Genomic DNA, 16,945 nt, shown 5'->3' with positions numbered 1-16,945 from the left:
GGCCGGCGTGCGGAAACGGGGCGGCATGCGCCGCCCGCCTTTAGACCTGTCGTGTAGAAAGCCATGAAGATTGCGATTGCCGGCGCATCGGGCCGAATGGGCCGGATGCTGATCGAAGCCGTTCTCAACGACGCCGACGCGCAGCTCGTCGGCGCGCTCGACCGCGCCGGTTCGCCGTTCCTCGGCCAGGACGCCGGTGCGTTCCTCGGCAAGGACACCGGCGTCAAGCTGACCGACGACCTCGACGCCGTGTTCGCGCAGGCCGACTACCTGATCGATTTCACGCGGCCGGAAGGCACGATGGCCCACATCGAGGCCGCACTGCGCCACGACGTGAAGCTCGTGATCGGCACGACCGGCTTCACCGCCGAGCAGAAGGCCGAACTTCAGGCCGCTGCGGCCAAGCTCGGCATCGTGTTCGCGGCGAACATGAGCGTCGGCGTGAACGTCACGCTGAAGCTGCTCGAATTCGCGGCGAAGCATTTCTCGCACGGCTACGACATCGAGATCATCGAGGCGCATCACCGTCACAAGGTCGACGCGCCGTCGGGCACCGCGCTGATGATGGGCGAGGCCGTGGCCGGCGCGCTCGGCCGCTCGCTCGACGACTGCGCGGTGTACGGCCGCCACGGCGTGACGGGCGAGCGCGATCCGTCGTCGATCGGCTTTGCCGCGGTGCGCGGCGGCGACATCGTCGGCGACCACACCGTGCTGTTCGCCGGGATCGGCGAGCGCATCGAGATCACGCACAAATCGTCGAGCCGCGTGTCGTACGCGCAGGGCGCGCTGCGCGCGGTCCGGTTCCTGTCGGCGCGCGGCGCCGGCCTGTTCGACATGCAGGACGTGCTCGGCCTGCGCTGACCCCGCGAGGAAACTCCGATGGCGATTCCCACCGGCGTTGTCCACTACCTCGAAAGCGGCGATGCGATCACGCACGCCGTCTCCTATGTGCTGCTGGCGATGTCCGTCGCCAGCTGGTGCTTCCTCCTCATGAAAGCCTGGCTACTGGTCCGCGCGAAGCGGCAGGGGCCGCGCGCGCTCGCCGCGTTCTGGCGCGCGCCGTCGCTCGACGCGGGGATCGCCGCGCTCGCCGGCGCCGATCGCGAGCGCGTGTTCGTGCCGCTCGCCGAAGCCGCGCGCGACGCGGCCGGCGACCACGATCCCACCGCGCTGGCCGCGCGCGTCGAGCGCGGCGAGCGCGTGCTGCGCGCGTTGCGTCATGCGATGCTGCGCTCGCAGCGGCGCCTCGAATTCGGCCAGGTGCTGCTCGCGTCGATCGGCAGCACCGCGCCGTTCGTGGGCCTGCTCGGCACCGTGTGGGGTATCTATCACGCGCTCGGCAGCATCGCCGCGAGCGGGCAGGCGCAGATCGAGAACGTCGCGGGGCCGGTCGGCGAGGCGCTGATCATGACCGCGTTCGGGCTGGTCGTCGCGATTCCCGCGGTGCTCGCGTACAACATCCTCGGCCGGCTCGTCCGGCAGCTCGCCGAGGAACTCGACGGCTTCGCGCGCGATCTGCACGTATTCGTGTGCGCACAGGGCGCCTGACGCGCCGGCTCCGGAGGAACGATCATGGCATTCGGCGGGCTCGAGCACCACAAGACGTCCGCGCCGATGGCGGAAATCAACATGACGCCGCTGATCGACGTGATGCTCGTGCTGCTCGTCATCTTCATCATCACCGCGCCGCTGATGACGCACGCGATCCGGCTCGACCTGCCGAAGGTCGCGGCCGGCGTCGCGCGCGACACGCCGCAATCCGTCACGCTGTCGATCGACGACGCGGGCAAGCTCTACTGGGACGACGCGCCCGTCGCGCTCGACGCGCTGCCCGCGCGCTTGCGGGCCGCCGCCGCGGGCGCCGCGCCGCCCGAACTGCGGCTGCGCGCGTCGCGCGCGACGCGCTACGACGTGATCGCGCAGGTGATGGGCGCCGCGCAGGCCGCGGGCCTCACGCGGATCGGCTTCGTGACCGACGTGCCGCCGGCCGGCGCCGCCGGCGCGAAGCCCTGATCCGTCGTCGTTGCGGGCCGCCGGCCCGCGAGACCGGCCGTGCGGGCCCGCACGGGCGGTATAATCGACGTTTTTCCCGGCCCGGAACCGGTCAGCACGTTCCTGCGCCGGGCACGCACGATTTCGATCCAATCCTGCGCGCGCGCCGTCGCGCCGCCTAAAGCCTAGCCCGAACCACACCATGCACGAGAGATACGTACCCGCCGACGTCGAAGCCGCCGCCCAGGGCGACTGGCGCGCAGCCGATGCCTACAAGACGAAGGAAGATTCGCAGAAGCCGAAGTTCTACTGCGTGTCGATGCTGCCGTACCCGTCCGGCAAGCTGCACATGGGTCACGTGCGCAACTACACGATCAACGACGTGATGTACCGCTATCTGCGGATGAACGGCTACAACACGCTGATGCCGATGGGCTGGGATGCATTCGGGATGCCGGCCGAGAACGCCGCGATGGCCAACGGCGTGCCGCCCGCGAAGTGGACCTACGACAACATCGACTACATGAAGGGCCAGATGCAGTCGATGGGCCTCGCGATCGACTGGTCGCGCGAGATCGCGACGTGCAAGCCCGACTACTACAAGTGGAACCAGTGGCTGTTCCTGAAGATGCTCGAGAAGGGCATCGCGTACAAGAAGACGGGCACCGTGAACTGGGATCCGGTCGACCAGACCGTGCTCGCGAACGAGCAGGTGATCGACGGCCGCGGCTGGCGCTCGGGCGCGCTCGTCGAGAAGCGCGAGATCCCGATGTACTACCTGCGGATCACGCAGTACGCGGATGAGCTGCTGAACGACCTCGACGGCCTCGGCTGGCCCGAGCGCGTGAAGATCATGCAGCAGAACTGGATCGGCAAGAGCTTCGGCGTGAACTTCGGCTTCCCGTACGAACTCGACGGCGAGCAGAAGCTGCTGCGCGTGTTCACGACGCGCGCCGACACCATCATGGGCGTCACGTTCTGCGCGATCGCGGCCGAGCACCCGCTCGCCGCGCGTCTCGCGCAGGACAAGCCGGAGCTGCAGGCGTTCATCGACGAGTGCAAGCGCGGCGGCGTCGCCGAGGCCGACGTCGCGACGATGGAGAAGAAGGGCGTCGCGACCGGCTTCTCGGTCAAGCACCCGCTGACCGGCGAGCCGGTCGAGGTGTGGATCGGCAATTACGTGCTGATGAGCTATGGCGAAGGCGCGGTGATGGGCGTGCCGGGCCACGACGAGCGCGATTTCGCGTTCGCGAAGAAATACGATCTGCCGATCAAGCAGGTGATCGCGAGCGAAGGGCAGACGTACTCGCTCGACGCATGGCAGGAGTGGTACGGCGACAAGGAAACCGCGGTCTGCGTGAACAGCGGCAAGTACGACGGCCTGCGCTACACGGAAGCGGTCGACGCGGTCGCCGCCGACCTGAAGGCCGGCGGCTTCGGCGACAAGCAGGTCACGTGGCGCCTGCGCGACTGGGGCGTATCGCGCCAGCGCTACTGGGGCACGCCGATCCCGATCATCCACTGCCCGTCGTGCGGCGACGTGCCGGTGCCGGAGCAGGATCTGCCGGTCGTGCTGCCGGAAGACCTCGTGCCGGACGGCTCGGGCAACCCGCTCGCGAAGTCCGAAGCGTTCCTGAACTGCACGTGCCCGAGGTGCGGCGCGGCCGCGAAGCGCGAAACCGACACGATGGACACCTTCGTCGATTCGTCGTGGTACTTCTCGCGCTACACGGCACCGGACGCCGAGACGATGGTCGACGCGCGCACCGATTACTGGATGCCGATGGATCAGTACATCGGCGGCATCGAGCACGCGATCCTGCACCTGCTGTATTCGCGCTTCTGGACCAAGGTGATGCGCGACCTCGGCCTCGTGAAGTTCGGCGAGCCGGCGAAGAACCTGCTCACGCAGGGGATGGTGCTGAACGAGACGTACTACCGCGAAGACGCGGCGGGCAAGAAGACCTGGTACAACCCGCTCGACGTGACGGTCACGCACGACGACAAGGGCCGCCCGGTCGGCGCGACGCTGAATGCGGACGGCCAGCCGGTCGTGCTCGGCGGCATCGAAAAGATGTCGAAGTCGAAGAACAACGGCGTCGATCCGCAACTGCTGATCGACCAGTACGGCGCCGATACCGCGCGCCTGTTCACGATGTTCGCGGCGCCGCCCGAGCAGCAGCTCGAGTGGTCGGGCGCGGGCGTCGAGGGCGCGAGCCGCTTCCTGCGCCGCGTGTGGAGCTTCGGCTACGCGAATCGCGAAGCGCTCGCCGCGCGCGCGGGCTTCGACGCCGCCGCGCTCGGCGACACCGACAAGGCGCTGCGCCGCGAGATCTACGGCGTGCTGAAGCAGGCCGATTTCGACTACCAGCGCCTGCAGTACAACACGGTCGTGTCGGCCGCGATGAAGATGCTGAATGCGATCGACGGCGCGAAGGGCGCGACGCCCGCCGTGCTGCGCGAGACCTACGGCGTGCTGCTGCGCGTGCTGTACCCCGTCGTGCCGCACGTCACGTTCGAGCTGTGGAAGGCGCTCGGCTACGCGGACGAATTCGGCCCGCTGCTCGATGCGCCGTGGCCGAAGGTCGACGAGGCCGCGCTCGAGCAGGCCGAGATCGAACTCGTGCTGCAGGTGAACGGCAAGGTGCGCGGTGCGCTGAAGGTCGCGAAGGACGCGAGCCGCGACGCGATCGAAGCGGCGGCGGTGGCCGACGAGGCATTCGCGAAATTCAGCGACGGCAAGCCGGCGAAGAAGATCGTCGTCGTGCCGGGCCGCCTCGTGAACATCGTCGTCTGACGGCCGCCGGCCGTCGGACGTACCCAGAAGGAGCGAAGGTGATCCGCAGATCGTTTTTGATGCTCGTCGGCAGCACGGTCGTGCTGTCGGCATGCGGCTTCCAGTTGCGCGGCCAGCAGGACTACGCGTTCAAGCACCTGTTCGTGGCCGGTGCGCCGGCGCCCGTCGAGGCGCGGCTCACGCGCCTCGTCCAGGCCGGCAGCGACACGAAGATCGTCAAGTCGGCGGACGACGCCGACGCCGTGCTGCGCATGTGGGAGTCGCGTGGCCAGAACACGCTGACGCTCAACAAGTACGGCTCCGCGCAGGAATACGCGCTGTTCTACACGCTGAACTACACGCTGACGAGCAAGGACGGCACCGTGCTGATCCCGCCGAGCGCGATCGCGCTGAACCGCGCGATGACGTACAGCGACCAGTACACGAACGCGAAGGCGCAGGAAGCCGACATCCTGTACGGCGACATGCAGAACGACGCGGTCGATCAGTTGATGCGGCGTCTCGCGATCGTCCACTCGCTGACGCCGGCGCCGGAGGACGTGGTGCCGGGCGTGGCGCCGCGCGCGCCGCTGCCGCCGCCGCCGCTCTGATCGCGGGCGCACGCAGCGATGCAATTGCGACTTGATGCGCTGGAGCCGCACCTCGCGAAGGGGTTGGCCGGGCTCTATACCGTCTACGGCGACGAGCCGCTGCTCGCGCAGGAAGCGTGCGACCGCATTCGTGCGGCCGCGCGCGCGGCCGGCTTCACCGAGCGTTCGGTGCATACGGTCGAGCGCGGTTTCGACTGGAGCGTGCTGCTCGGCGCGACCCAGGCGATGTCGCTGTTCGGCGAGCGCCAGCTGATCGAGCTGCGCATTCCGTCGGGCAAGCCCGGCAAGGAAGGCGCCGATGCGCTGAAGACGCTCGCGGCCACGCCCAATCCGGACGCGCTGATGCTCGTCACGTTGCCGCGCCTCGACGCGGCCACGCAGAAATCCGCCTGGTTTACCGCGCTGCAGAACGGCGGTGTCGCGCTGAAGATCGATCCGGTCGACCGTGCGCAGTTGCCGAACTGGATCGGCCAGCGACTCGCGATGCAGGGCCAGCGCGCCGCGCCGGGCGACGACGGGCGCCGCGCGCTGCAGTTCATCGCGGAGCGCGTCGAGGGCAACCTGCTCGCCGCGCACCAGGAAATCCAGAAGCTCGGGCTGCTGTATCCGCAGGGCGCGCTGTCGTTCGAGCAGGTGCACGACGCGGTGCTGAACGTCGCGCGTTACGACGTGTTCAAGCTGAACGAAGCGATGCTCGCCGGCGACGCCGCGCGGCTCGCGCGGATGATCGACGGGCTGAAGGGCGAGGGCGAGGCGATCGTGCTCGTGATGTGGGCCGTCGTCGAGGAGTTGCGCACGCTGCTGCGGATCAAGCGCGGCACGACGGCCGGCAAGCCGCTCGCGACGCTGCTGCGCGAGAACCGCGTGTGGGGGCCGCGCGAGCGGTTGATCGCGCCCGCGCTGAACCGCGTGTCGGAAGCGGTGCTCGAAAAGGCGCTCGCGTTCGCCGCGAAGCTCGACCGGCAGGTCAAGGGGCTCACGGCCGTCGCACCGGGCCGCCGCACGCAGGACGAGCCGCCGCCCGACCCGTGGGACGGGCTGTTCCAGCTTGCGATGACGGTCGCGGGCGCCCGCGGCGAGCGACCGCCGACCGCGGGTCGCGTGCGACGCTAGGTCCCGTCCGGGCCGTCAGCGCGCGCTGCGCAACCCGCTTACAATGCTTCGATGGCTGGCGCGGCATATCGGCCGCTGCCCTGCACGGATGGCTGTCCCGCGGATCGTCGCGCCCGGATGGTCGTCCCCCGGATGGCCGGCCCATGCTTCCCCACGAATTCATGCCGCTCCGCGCGGCTCGCTTCTCGAGTCACACGATGGATATCGATCAGTACATGACCGACCTGGGCCGCCGCGCCCGGCACGCTTCCCGCGCGATGGCGCGCGCCAGCACGGCCGCGAAGAACGCGGCGCTCGACGCCGTGGCCCGCGCGATCGAACGCGACGCGCAGGCGCTGAAGGATGCGAATGCGCGCGACGTCGCCCGTGCCCGCGAAAAGGGGCTCGATGCGGCGTTCGTCGATCGCCTGACGCTGTCGGACAAGGCGCTGAAGACGATGGTCGAAGGGCTGCGCCAGGTCGCGTCGCTCGCCGATCCGATCGGCGAGATCGGCAACCTCAAGTTCCGCCCGAGCGGGATCCAGGTCGGCCAGATGCGCGTGCCGCTCGGCGTGATCGGCATCATCTACGAGTCGCGCCCGAACGTGACGATCGACGCGGCCGCGCTGTGCCTGAAGTCGGGCAACGCGACGATCCTGCGCGGCGGCTCCGAGGCGCTCGAATCGAATACCGCGCTCGCGAAGCTGATCGGCGAAGGGCTCGCGGCGGCAGGGCTGCCGCAGGACGCGGTGCAGGTCGTCGCGACGGCCGATCGCGCGGCGGTCGGCAAGCTGATCACGATGACCGAATACGTCGACGTGATCGTGCCGCGCGGCGGCAAGAGCCTGATCGAGCGCCTGATCAACGAGGCGCGCGTGCCGATGATCAAGCACCTCGACGGCATCTGCCACGTGTATGTCGACGATCGCGCCGATCTGGCCAAGGCGCTGACGGTGTGCGACAACGCGAAGACGCACCGCTACGGCACGTGCAACACGATGGAAACGCTGCTCGTGTCGAGCGGCATCGCGGAGAAGCTGCTGCCGCCGCTCGGCAAGCTGTATCGCGACAAGCAGGTCGAACTGCGCGTCGACGCGGCCGCGCGCGCGGTGCTCGCCGATGCGGGCGTCGGCCCGCTCGTCGACGCGACCGAAGAAGACTGGCACACCGAGTATCTCGCGCCGGTGCTCGCGATCAAGGTCGTCGACGGGCTCGACGCCGCGATCGAGCACATCAACCACTACGGCTCGCATCACACGGATGCGATCGTCACCGAGGCTCACGACCGCGCGATGCGGTTCCTGCGCGAAGTCGATTCGGCGAGCGTGATGGTCAACGCGTCGACGCGCTTCGCGGACGGTTTCGAATTCGGCCTCGGCGCGGAAATCGGCATCTCGAACGACAAGCTGCACGCACGCGGCCCCGTCGGCCTGGAAGGGCTGACGTCGCTGAAATACGTGGTGCTCGGGCACGGCGAAGGCCGTCAATAAGTCAACAACGAGGCGCATCACCAATGGCAATGCTCTGGGTCAAGACGTTCCATATCGTTCTGATCGCCGCGTGGTTCGCGGGGCTCTTCTATCTGCCGCGCATCTACGTGAACCTGGCCATGGAGACCGATCCGGCCGCGGTGCGGCGCCTGCTCTTGATGGCGCGCAAGCTGTTCCGCTTCATGACGATGATCGCGGTGCCGGCGCTGGCCTGCGGGCTGTGGCTCTGGCTCGCGATCGGCATCGGGCAGGGGCAGGGCTGGATCCATGCGAAGGTGACGGTGGTGCTGCTGCTCGTGATCTACCACGCGTATTGCGGGCACCTGCTGCGAGTGTTCGAGCGCGGCGAGAACCGCCGCACCGACAAGTGGTATCGCGTGTTCAACGAACTGCCGGTGCTCGGCATGCTCGCGGCGGTCGCGCTGGTGGTGATCAAGCCGTTCTGAGCGGCGCGGCCGGCGGTTACGTCGCCGCCGAATCATGCGCAACGGCGCCCCTCGGGGCGCCGTTGTTCGTTGACGTGCGGCTCCGTGCGTCGCCGGCTCAATCCTTCGCGTCGTCGATCCGGCGCCGCGTGATCGCTTCCTTCGCGCGACCGACCCGTTCCATCAACGCCGGCCCGCGCGACAGCGCGACACCGACCGCGAGAATGTCGCCGATCGCGAGATGCGACATCCGCGACGTCATCGGCGAGAACACGTCCGTTTCCTCGGCGACGTTCGACGCGAGGCTGACCGTCGCGAGCTTCGCGAGCGGCGAATGGCTCTGCGTGATCGCGACGACTTTCGCGCCGCACGCGAGCGCGGAGCGCGCGGCGTCGACGATGTCGCGCGTGCGGCCGGTGTTCGAGATCGCGACGACGACGTCGTGCGGCCCGAGCAGCGCCGACGACATCGAGAACGTGTGCGGATCCGAATACGCGACGCTCGGCACGCCGAGCCGGAAAAACTTGTGCTGGATGTCTTGCGCGGCAATGCCCGAGCCGCCGGCGCCGTAGAACTCGATGCGCGACGCGTTCGACAGCAGCGCGATCGCGTCGGCGACGCTGCCCGCTGACAAACTGTTGCGCACTTCGATCAGCGCGCCGATCGTGCGGTCGAACACCTTGCCGATGATGCCGGGCGCCGGTTCGTCGGGCTCGACGTCGCGATACACCGACGACACGCCCGGCGCCACGCTCTGCGCGAGCCGGATCTTGAATTCGCGAAAGCCGCTGCAGCCGAGCGCCTGGCAGAAGCGCGCGATCGTCGGCTGGCTGACGCCCGCACGAGTCGACAGCTCGGTCATCGCGAGGTCGAGCACCTCGCGCGGCGCGGCGAGAATGTAGTCGGCGAGCTTGCGCTCGGACGGGCGCAACTCGGCGCGGATCGCTTCAATGCGAGGCAGCATGGGACGGCGAATGGAAATCGGGTTCGGATGAGCGAGTGTATCGCAATCGAATTGTAGAAAATCTACATGAAAATACTAGCCCAGCCGCGAAGATTCCGGTGCAGGATCAGCAGCGTGAATTAGGGTTTTCACTGATTAAACCCTTGCTGGTGGCGGGAATAACGGTTGCGAGTGAGTCGAACGGCATTGCGTGCTTGTAGTTTTTCTACTAGACTGCCTTCGTTCGATCGACGAAGCTCGACCGTCCCCACGATTCCAACCGCCGGTGTCGGCCGGCATACAGGAGCGCCCAGCATGACGTCGCTGCACCCCACTCTGGCGAAGGTCACCGAACGCGTGATCGCCCGCAGCCAATCGACCCGTTCCGCCTATCTGCAGCGCATCGACGGCGCGCAAGGCAAGTTCCCGGCGCGCGGCGCGCTGTCGTGCGCGAACCTCGCGCACGGCTTCGCGGGCCTCGAGGGCAACGACAAGTTCGCGATCAAGGCGATTCGCGAGCCGAACATCGGCATCGTGTCCTCGTACAACGAGATGCTGTCCGCGCACGCGCCGTACAAGGATTTCCCCGAGATCATCAAGGCGGCCGCGCGCGAGAACGGCGGGGTCGCGCAGTTCGCGGGCGGCGTGCCGGCGATGTGCGACGGCGTCACGCAGGGCAACCCGGGGATGGAGCTGTCGCTGTTCTCGCGCGAGGCGATCGCGATGGGCACGGCGATCGCGCTCACGCACAACATGTTCGATGCGGCGCTCTGCCTCGGCATCTGCGACAAGATCGTGCCGGGCCTGCTGATCGGCGCGCTGCAGTTCGGCCACCTGCCGACGATCTTCGTGCCGGCCGGCCCGATGACGAGCGGCCTGTCGAACGACGACAAGGCGAAGATCCGCCAGCAGTTCGCGACCGGCCAGGTCGGCCGCGACGCGCTGCTCGAAGCCGAATCGGCCGCGTATCACGGCCACGGCACCTGCACGTTCTACGGCACCGCGAACAGCAACCAGATGCTGATGGAGCTGATGGGGCTGCACCTGCCGGGCTCGGCGTTCGTTCACCCGCATACGCCGCTGCGCACCGCGCTGACGGCCGAGGCCGCGCGCCGCGTGCTCGACCTGACCGTCGAGCGCGGCCACTACACGCCGATCGGCCACGTGATCGACGAAAAGGCGATCGTCAACGGGATCGTCGCGCTGCTCGCGACGGGCGGCTCGACCAACCACACGCTGCATCTCGTCGCGATCGCGCGCGCGGCCGGCATCCTGATCGACTGGAACGACTTCGACGAGCTGTCGGCCGTCGTGCCGCTGCTCGCGAAGATCTACCCGAACGGCAAGGCCGACGTGAACCACTTCCACGCAGCGGGCGGTGTCGGGTTCCTGGTGCGCAACCTGCTCGAAGGCGGGCTGCTGCACGAAGACGTGACGACGGTCGCGGGCAAGGGCCTGTCGCACTACACGAAGGAGCCGAAGCTGATCGACGGCAAGCTGACGTGGGTCGACGGTGCGGCCGAGAGCCACGACACGAAGGTGCTGCGCGGTATTCGCGACCCGTTCCAGCCGGACGGCGGCCTGCGCCTGATGCAAGGCCGGCTCGGCCGCGGCGTGATCAAGATCTCGGCGGTCGCGCCGGAGCACCGCAAGGTGACGGCGCCCGCGATCGTGTTCGACTCGCAGGAGGCCGTGCAGGAAGCGTTCGATCGCGGCGAGCTGAAGCGCGATTTCGTCGCGGTGGTGCGCTTCCAGGGCGCACGCGCGAACGGCATGCCCGAGCTGCACCGTTTGACGCCGCTGCTCGGCGTGCTGCAGGATCAGGGCTTCCATGTCGCGCTGGTGACCGACGGCCGCATGTCGGGCGCGTCGGGCAAGGTGCCGGCGGTGATCCACGTGTCGCCGGAAGCGCTGCTGGCCGGCCCGATCGGCAAGGTGAAGACGGGCGATACGCTCGTGATCGACGCGGAAGCCGGCGTGCTCGACATCGAGATCGACGACGCCGAGTGGCACGCGCGCCCGGTCGCGCAGCCGCAGCACCAGGCCGAGAACGAAGTCGGTTTCGGGCGCGAACTGTTCGGCGTGTTCCGCGCGGCCGCGGCGCCGGCCGAGCAGGGCGCATCGGTTTTCGGGGCGCTGGTCGGCGAAACGGCCGTCAGCGTCGCCGCATGAATTTCAAGGAGCCAATTCAATGAAGACGATTGCTGAAATCGTGAAGCTGGGCCCGGTGATTCCGGTGCTCGCGTTCGACTCGGTCGAGCAGGGCGAAAACGTGTCGCGCGCGTTGCACGCGGGCGGCGTGAAGGTGCTCGAGATCACGCTGCGCACGCCGGCGGGCCTGGAGGCGATCCAGCGCGCGAGCCAGCTCGCGGACGACATCGTCGTCGGCGTCGGCACGATCACGAAGCCCGAGCATTGCGCGCAGGCCAAGCGCGCGGGCGCGACGTTCGGCGTGTCGCCGGGCCTGACGAAGGAGCTGCATCTCGCGTCGCTCGACGCCGGCCTGCCGTTGCTGCCGGGCGTGATGACGCCGAGCGACATCATCCAGGCGCTCGAATTCGGCTACGAGATCGTGAAGTTCTTCCCCGCGCAGCAGGCGGGCGGCGTGCCGATGCTGCAGGCGTTCCACGGTCCGTTCCCGGCGCTGAAGTTCTGCCCGACCGGCGGCATCACGGTCGACACCGCGCCGAACTTCCTGAAACTGCCGAACGTCGTGTGCGTCGGCGGCTCGTGGCTCACGCCGAAGGCCGCACTCGCCGCGCAGGACTGGGCGGAAGTCACGCGTCTCGCGCAAGCGGCGAGCCAGTTGCCCCGCTAAGACTTGTACCGGATGACAAGGGCCTGTTCGCGCCAGTAACGGGCTTGCGAACGAGCCTTTCCGCCCGCAGTGCAAGGCGTGAGGAGCGCCGTTTGGCCGAGCCAAACAAGCGACGAACGACGCCGCAATGTGGGCGGAAAGGCTCGTTCCCGTGTTTGTGGAAAAATAATTCGTGGGGCTGGCCACCAGAAGGGCCGATCGCTGCGTCATGCTCCTCGCGAATACGCCAAGTATTCGCTTCGTCGCATTCCTTGCGCTCGGCCCTTCCGGTGGCCAGCGCAAGCCCGTTACTGGCGCGAACAGGCCCTTGACCCTCGGAAAGCAAGCGTTAGTGCTTGTTTTACCGAGGGTTTTTGCTGATGGAACCGGTTCTATCCGCGGATCGCAAAGATAAGTAAAATTCAGCGTCCTGACGGGGGGGTACCCCCGTGTTTCGGAGACCTGCATAGCCGGGCATACTCGCAACGACTCGCCCGGTTCGAACAATTCTAGGAGGAGTGCCACATGGGGGCCGTCCAAGGCAGCATGCTGCTTGTATTCACGCTGATCGCGATTGCCGCGCTGATCCTGATGATCGCGCGCTACAAGATCTACCCGTTCCTGGTGCTGATCATCGTTTCGCTCGGCCTCGGCCTCGTCGTCGGCATGCCGATGGACAAGATCGTCAAGTCGTTCGAAACGGGCACCGGCGGCACGCTCGGTCACATTGCGATCGTCGTCGGCCTCGGCACGATGCTCGGCAAGATGATGGCCGAATCGGGCGGCGCCGAACGGATCGCGACCACGCTGATCGACTGGTTCGGTGAAAAGAACATCCACTGGGCAATGATGTTCGTCGCGATCATCGTCGGCCTGCCGGTGTTCTTCGAAGTCGGCTTCGTGCTGCTGATCCCGATCGCGTTCAACGTCGCGAAGCGCACCGGCAAGTCGCTGCTCGTCGTCGGCCTGCCGATGGTGGCCGGCCTGTCGGTCGTGCACGGGCTGATCCCGCCGCACCCGGCCGCGCTGCTGGCCGTCCAGCAATACGGCGCCGATATCGGCAAGACGATCGCATTCGGCCTGGTCGTCGGCGTGCCGACCGCGATCATCGCCGGTCCGCTGTTCGCGCTGATGATCTCGAAGTTCGTGAAGTTGCCGGACAACAACCCGCTCGCATCGCAATTCGTCGATTCGAACGCGGATGGCCGCAAGCGCGAACTGCCGAGCTTCGGCATCACGCTGTTCACGATCCTGCTGCCCGTCGTGCTGATGCTCGTCGGCAGCTGGGCCGACCTGGTGTTCGCGCCGAAGTCGCTGCCGAACAACCTGCTGCGCTTTGCCGGCAACTCGGACGTCGCGCTGCTGATCGCCGTGCTCGTGAGCTTCTTCACGTTCGGCAAGCTGCAGGGCTTCAACCGCGACCAGATCCAGAAGTTCTGCGGCGAGTGCCTGGCGCCGATCGCCGGCATCACGCTGATCGTCGGCGCGGGCGGCGGCTTCGGCGGCGTCCTGCGCGACAGCGGGATCTCGCAGCAGATCGTCGAGACCGCGAAGCACGCGCACCTGTCGCCGCTGCTGCTCGGCTGGTTCGTCGCGGCGCTGATGCGTCTCGCGACGGGTTCGGCGACGGTCGCGATGACGACGGCCTGCGGCATCGTCGCGCCGATCGCGGCGGCGGCCGGCACGGCGGTCAGCCCGGAACTGCTGGTGCTCGCGACCGGCTCGGGCTCGCTGATCTTCTCGCACGTGAACGACGGCGGTTTCTGGCTGATCAAGGAATACTTCGGGATGACGGTCGGTCAGACGTTCAAGACCTGGTCGCTGCTTGAAACCATCATCTCGGTGCTCGGTCTCAGTTTCACGTTGCTGCTGAGCATGGTTCTGTAACAAGGGGTAGTCAATGATTCTGATCGCAATGGGCGTGTCGGGCGCGGGCAAGTCGCTGATCGGCGAAATGCTGGCGGAACGCCTGTCGTGCAGCTATACCGATGGCGACGCGTTTCACAGCGCGGCGAACAAGGAAAAGATGCACCACGGTATTCCGCTGACCGATGAAGACCGCTGGCCGTGGCTGCGCACGATTCGCGCGGCCATCGAGGAAAAGCAGCGCGCCGGCGAAACGGCCGTGTTCACGTGCTCGTCGCTGAAACGCTCGTACCGCGACGTGCTGCGTGGCGCCGATACCGACGTGCGGTTCGTGTATCTGAAGGGCTCGTTCGAGGTATTGCAAGAGCGCCTGAAGAGCCGCACCGGCCATTTCTTCGATCCGTCGCTGCTGAAAAGCCAGCTCGATACGCTCGAGGAGCCGGGCCCGGACGAAGCGATCGAGGTCAGCATCGAGCTGACGCCCGAGCAGATCGTCGATCAGGTCATGCTGAAGATCGGCCTCCCGCACCCGCACTGAGCGCGGTTCGCGGCCGCCAACGAAAAAGGCGCCTTCGGGCGCCTTTTTCGTTGGCGGCGCGTATGCCGGTCAGGCGGTGCGCGCGCGTTGCGCGATGCCGTCGAGCAGCACGTCGAGCATCGTGTCGTGTACGACGGCCGGATCGAGCCGCGCATAGAGCGGGGCGGCCGATTTGACGAGCGGATGCCCGGCGTCGGACAGCGCGTGCATTTCCGCGAGCTCGACGTCGTTCGCGGGCCGTGTGAGGCCGCCCGCTTCGGCGGCGGCGAGGCCGATCACGCTCGCGTACCAGCCGACGCATACCGACGGCAGCGCCGCGCGCGGGATGCCGGCGTCGGTCAGCGCGCGATGCACGGCCTCGATGTGCGCGAGATCGGCCGGCCCCGTGCTCATGTGCCGCTGCAGCAGCGCGAACGCGGCCGGGTAGCGCAGCGCGAGCGCTCGGTACTGGCGCGCGAGATCGCGCAGCCGTTCGCGCCACGGCTGCGACGGATCGACCGGCACGAGCGAGCGCGACAGCGCATTCGCGATCGCGCGACTCAGGCCCTCCTTCGACTTGAAGTGATACAGCACGCTCATCGGATCGCAGCCGACCGATTGCGCGAGCTTGCGCACGCTGAACGCGGCTTCGCCGACGTCCTCGAGCAGCGCGAGCGCGGCCGCGACGATCGCGTCCTTGTCGAGGCCGCGCGGGCCTTGGGCGGGTTTGTCTTTCATCGAGACGGGCTGGCCGGCATGGCGCCGGCTGTAAACTTGACGAAAGCTTATTCTACACTGTAGAATTATTTCTGCGGTGTAGAAATTGGGTGTCCCGGCACCTTTCGATACGTGCTTTCGCACAGTCCGGGATCCAGGCGGCACGAGCGTGCCCGCCGTCAACACGGGCCCTCGCGCCTCCTTTCTCGTTGACACCCAAGTGGAACCGGCTGCCCCACCCGCGAAGCCAGAAGGCTCTTCGACAGGCGGCCCAAGACCATGCAAGTGCAATCATGACGTCCGATAACAAGCCCCTGATCCAGGGCGAAGCGCGTTTCGAGCAAACGCAACTGAACATCGAAAAAGACAACTGGAACTGGTGCGATCCGGCCCGCTACGACGGCGCGCGTCCAGCGAACTGGTACGAAGCGTCGCTGTCGCGCCACGAAAACAGCGCGCCGCTCGCGCGCGACGCCGTGTGCGACGTGCTCGTGATCGGCGCGGGCCTGCTCGGCGCATCGGCTGCGCTGCATCTCGCGCAGGTGGGCGTCGACACGATCCTCGTCGACAAGCATCACGTCGGCTCGGCCGCGTCGGGCCGCAACGGCGGGCAACTGACGCCCGGCCTCGCGCGCTGGGAAGCCGCCGACATGATCGACCACCTGTCGCACGACGATGCGAAGCGGCTGTGGCGCTTCGCATCCGCCGAGTCGATGGACCTGATCGACGAGATCGGCGTGCGTTACGCGCTCGATCTCGACCGCAAGCGCGGCCACGTCACGGCGGCGGTTCACCCCGGCCACATGAGCGCGCTGCTCGACGGCGCGGATGCGCGCCGCCATCTCGGCGATGCGGGCGTGACGCTCGTCGGCCGCCACCAGCTGCACGACGAATACGTGCGCTCCGGGCTGTATCACGGCGCGGCGATCGATGCGCTCGGTGGCCAGATTCACCCGCTCGCGCTGGTGCGCGGCATGGTGCACGGCTTCCGGCTGAACGGCGGCGCGTTGTTCGAGGGCACCGAAGTGCTCGAGCTCGACGAGACGCCGGCCGGCGTCGTCGCGACGACGCCCGGCGGTACGATCACCGCGCGCAAGGGTGTCGTGCTCGCGCTGCACAACACGACGTTCCGGCTGCTCGACGACGGCGCGGCGACCACGGTGCCGTTCTTCACGTACGTGAGCGTGACGGCGCCGCTCGACGTCGACGTCGCGACGCTGATGCCCGCCGGCATGCCGGTGTACGACACGCAGTTCCAGATCGACTACTACCGGCCCGTGCGCGGCAACCGCCTGCTGTTCGGCGGGCAGGGCACCGGCAGTTGCTGGGCGCAGCCCGACGTCAACGCGTATCTGCTGACGCGGCTGAACACGGTGTTTCCGCAGGCCGACGGCAGCTTCGCGCTCGACTACTGCTGGAGCGGCGTCAGCGACTTCACGCTGAACGGCGCCACCGACAGCCGCAAGACCGACGGCCGCGTGCCGATGTACATGGTGCAGGGCTGGAGCGGCCACGGCGTCGCGCAGACGGTGCGGATCGGCAAGGCGATCTGCGACGATTTCGTCGGCCGCAACGACGATTTCTCGATGCTCACGGGCATCGACCACCGCGCGATTCCGCTTGGCCGGCAGTTGTCGCCGATCGCGATTCCCGCCGCGAAGGCAGCGATGAGCGTGATGAGCGCGCTCAACCCGGGCCGGATGATTTCATTCTGATCTT

The 16,945-nt window shown here is 67.7% G+C and carries 15 protein-coding genes; 13 read left to right on the top strand and 2 right to left on the bottom strand.

The window, feature by feature from the left end; translation table 11 throughout:
- The first annotated feature begins 63 nt into the window (after positions 1-63).
- From dapB to WT97_RS30275, 8 genes are all read left to right on the top strand, one after another.
- On the top strand, positions 64-861 hold the full coding sequence (gene dapB / locus WT97_RS30310) for a 4-hydroxy-tetrahydrodipicolinate reductase (RefSeq protein WP_034206397.1): 798 nt from the start codon (positions 64-66) through the stop codon (positions 859-861).
- A gap of 18 nt (positions 862-879) precedes the next feature.
- Positions 880-1,548, top strand: a complete 669-nt coding sequence (locus WT97_RS30305; RefSeq protein ID WP_059791861.1) for a MotA/TolQ/ExbB proton channel family protein — start codon at positions 880-882, stop codon at positions 1,546-1,548.
- 24 nt (positions 1,549-1,572) lie between these two features.
- Positions 1,573-2,013 (top strand): biopolymer transporter ExbD, encoded by a 441-nt coding sequence (locus WT97_RS30300; RefSeq protein ID WP_060035957.1) that lies wholly within the window; start codon positions 1,573-1,575, stop codon positions 2,011-2,013.
- Positions 2,014-2,194: 181 nt separating this feature from the next.
- Complete coding sequence (gene leuS / locus WT97_RS30295) at positions 2,195-4,789, top strand: leucine--tRNA ligase (RefSeq protein WP_060354961.1); 2,595 nt, start codon at positions 2,195-2,197, stop codon at positions 4,787-4,789.
- A gap of 38 nt (positions 4,790-4,827) precedes the next feature.
- Complete coding sequence (lptE, locus tag WT97_RS30290; RefSeq protein WP_006476923.1) at positions 4,828-5,379, top strand: LPS assembly lipoprotein LptE; 552 nt, start codon at positions 4,828-4,830, stop codon at positions 5,377-5,379.
- An 18-nt stretch (positions 5,380-5,397) separates the two neighbouring features.
- Positions 5,398-6,492, top strand: a complete 1,095-nt coding sequence (holA, locus tag WT97_RS30285) for a DNA polymerase III subunit delta (RefSeq protein WP_059791857.1) — start codon at positions 5,398-5,400, stop codon at positions 6,490-6,492.
- 197 nt (positions 6,493-6,689) lie between these two features.
- Positions 6,690-7,961 (top strand): glutamate-5-semialdehyde dehydrogenase, encoded by a 1,272-nt coding sequence (locus tag WT97_RS30280; RefSeq protein WP_060354960.1) that lies wholly within the window; start codon positions 6,690-6,692, stop codon positions 7,959-7,961.
- A 23-nt stretch (positions 7,962-7,984) separates the two neighbouring features.
- The gene (locus tag WT97_RS30275; RefSeq protein WP_095211718.1) at positions 7,985-8,407 is read left to right on the top strand and encodes a CopD family protein; all 423 of its coding nucleotides are present in this window, start codon (positions 7,985-7,987) and stop codon (positions 8,405-8,407) included.
- Between the two features lie 97 nt (positions 8,408-8,504).
- On the opposite strand, the gene WT97_RS30270 is transcribed toward WT97_RS30275, so the two are convergent.
- On the bottom strand, positions 8,505-9,350 hold the full coding sequence (locus WT97_RS30270; RefSeq protein WP_034206404.1) for a MurR/RpiR family transcriptional regulator: 846 nt from the start codon (positions 9,348-9,350) through the stop codon (positions 8,505-8,507).
- Between the two features lie 294 nt (positions 9,351-9,644).
- Here WT97_RS30270 and edd point away from each other — a divergent pair, with 294 nt between their 5' ends.
- The 4 genes from edd to WT97_RS30250 all read left to right on the top strand — a co-directional run bounded on the left by edd (position 9,645) and on the right by WT97_RS30250 (position 14,530).
- The gene (gene edd / locus WT97_RS30265) at positions 9,645-11,501 is read left to right on the top strand and encodes a phosphogluconate dehydratase (protein WP_060354959.1); all 1,857 of its coding nucleotides are present in this window, start codon (positions 9,645-9,647) and stop codon (positions 11,499-11,501) included.
- 19 nt (positions 11,502-11,520) lie between these two features.
- Complete coding sequence (gene eda / locus WT97_RS30260) at positions 11,521-12,147, top strand: bifunctional 4-hydroxy-2-oxoglutarate aldolase/2-dehydro-3-deoxy-phosphogluconate aldolase (protein WP_059500978.1); 627 nt, start codon at positions 11,521-11,523, stop codon at positions 12,145-12,147.
- 504 nt (positions 12,148-12,651) lie between these two features.
- Entirely contained in the window at positions 12,652-14,013 is a 1,362-nt protein-coding gene (locus WT97_RS30255; protein WP_059500979.1) for a GntP family permease, read from the top strand.
- Between the two features lie 13 nt (positions 14,014-14,026).
- The gene (locus WT97_RS30250) at positions 14,027-14,530 is read left to right on the top strand and encodes a gluconokinase (protein ID WP_059791853.1); all 504 of its coding nucleotides are present in this window, start codon (positions 14,027-14,029) and stop codon (positions 14,528-14,530) included.
- 69 nt (positions 14,531-14,599) lie between these two features.
- Here the strand turns inward: WT97_RS30250 and WT97_RS30245 are convergent, their stop codons facing one another.
- Positions 14,600-15,247, bottom strand: a complete 648-nt coding sequence (locus WT97_RS30245) for a TetR/AcrR family transcriptional regulator (RefSeq protein ID WP_059791976.1) — start codon at positions 15,245-15,247, stop codon at positions 14,600-14,602.
- 272 nt (positions 15,248-15,519) lie between these two features.
- On the opposite strand from WT97_RS30245, the gene WT97_RS30240 reads away from it, so the two are divergent.
- Positions 15,520-16,941: an FAD-binding oxidoreductase gene (locus tag WT97_RS30240; protein ID WP_060354958.1), complete on the top strand. Its 1,422-nt coding sequence runs from the start codon at positions 15,520-15,522 to the stop codon at positions 16,939-16,941.
- Positions 16,942-16,945 lie beyond the last annotated feature (4 nt).

The sequence above is a fragment of the Burkholderia sp. MSMB1459WGS genome (genome assembly GCF_001534535.1).
In the GTDB taxonomy this organism is placed as follows: domain Bacteria; phylum Pseudomonadota; class Gammaproteobacteria; order Burkholderiales; family Burkholderiaceae; genus Burkholderia.
Note: the sequence above shows the minus strand (reverse complement) of the source record. Positions and strands in the feature narration are given on the sequence as shown.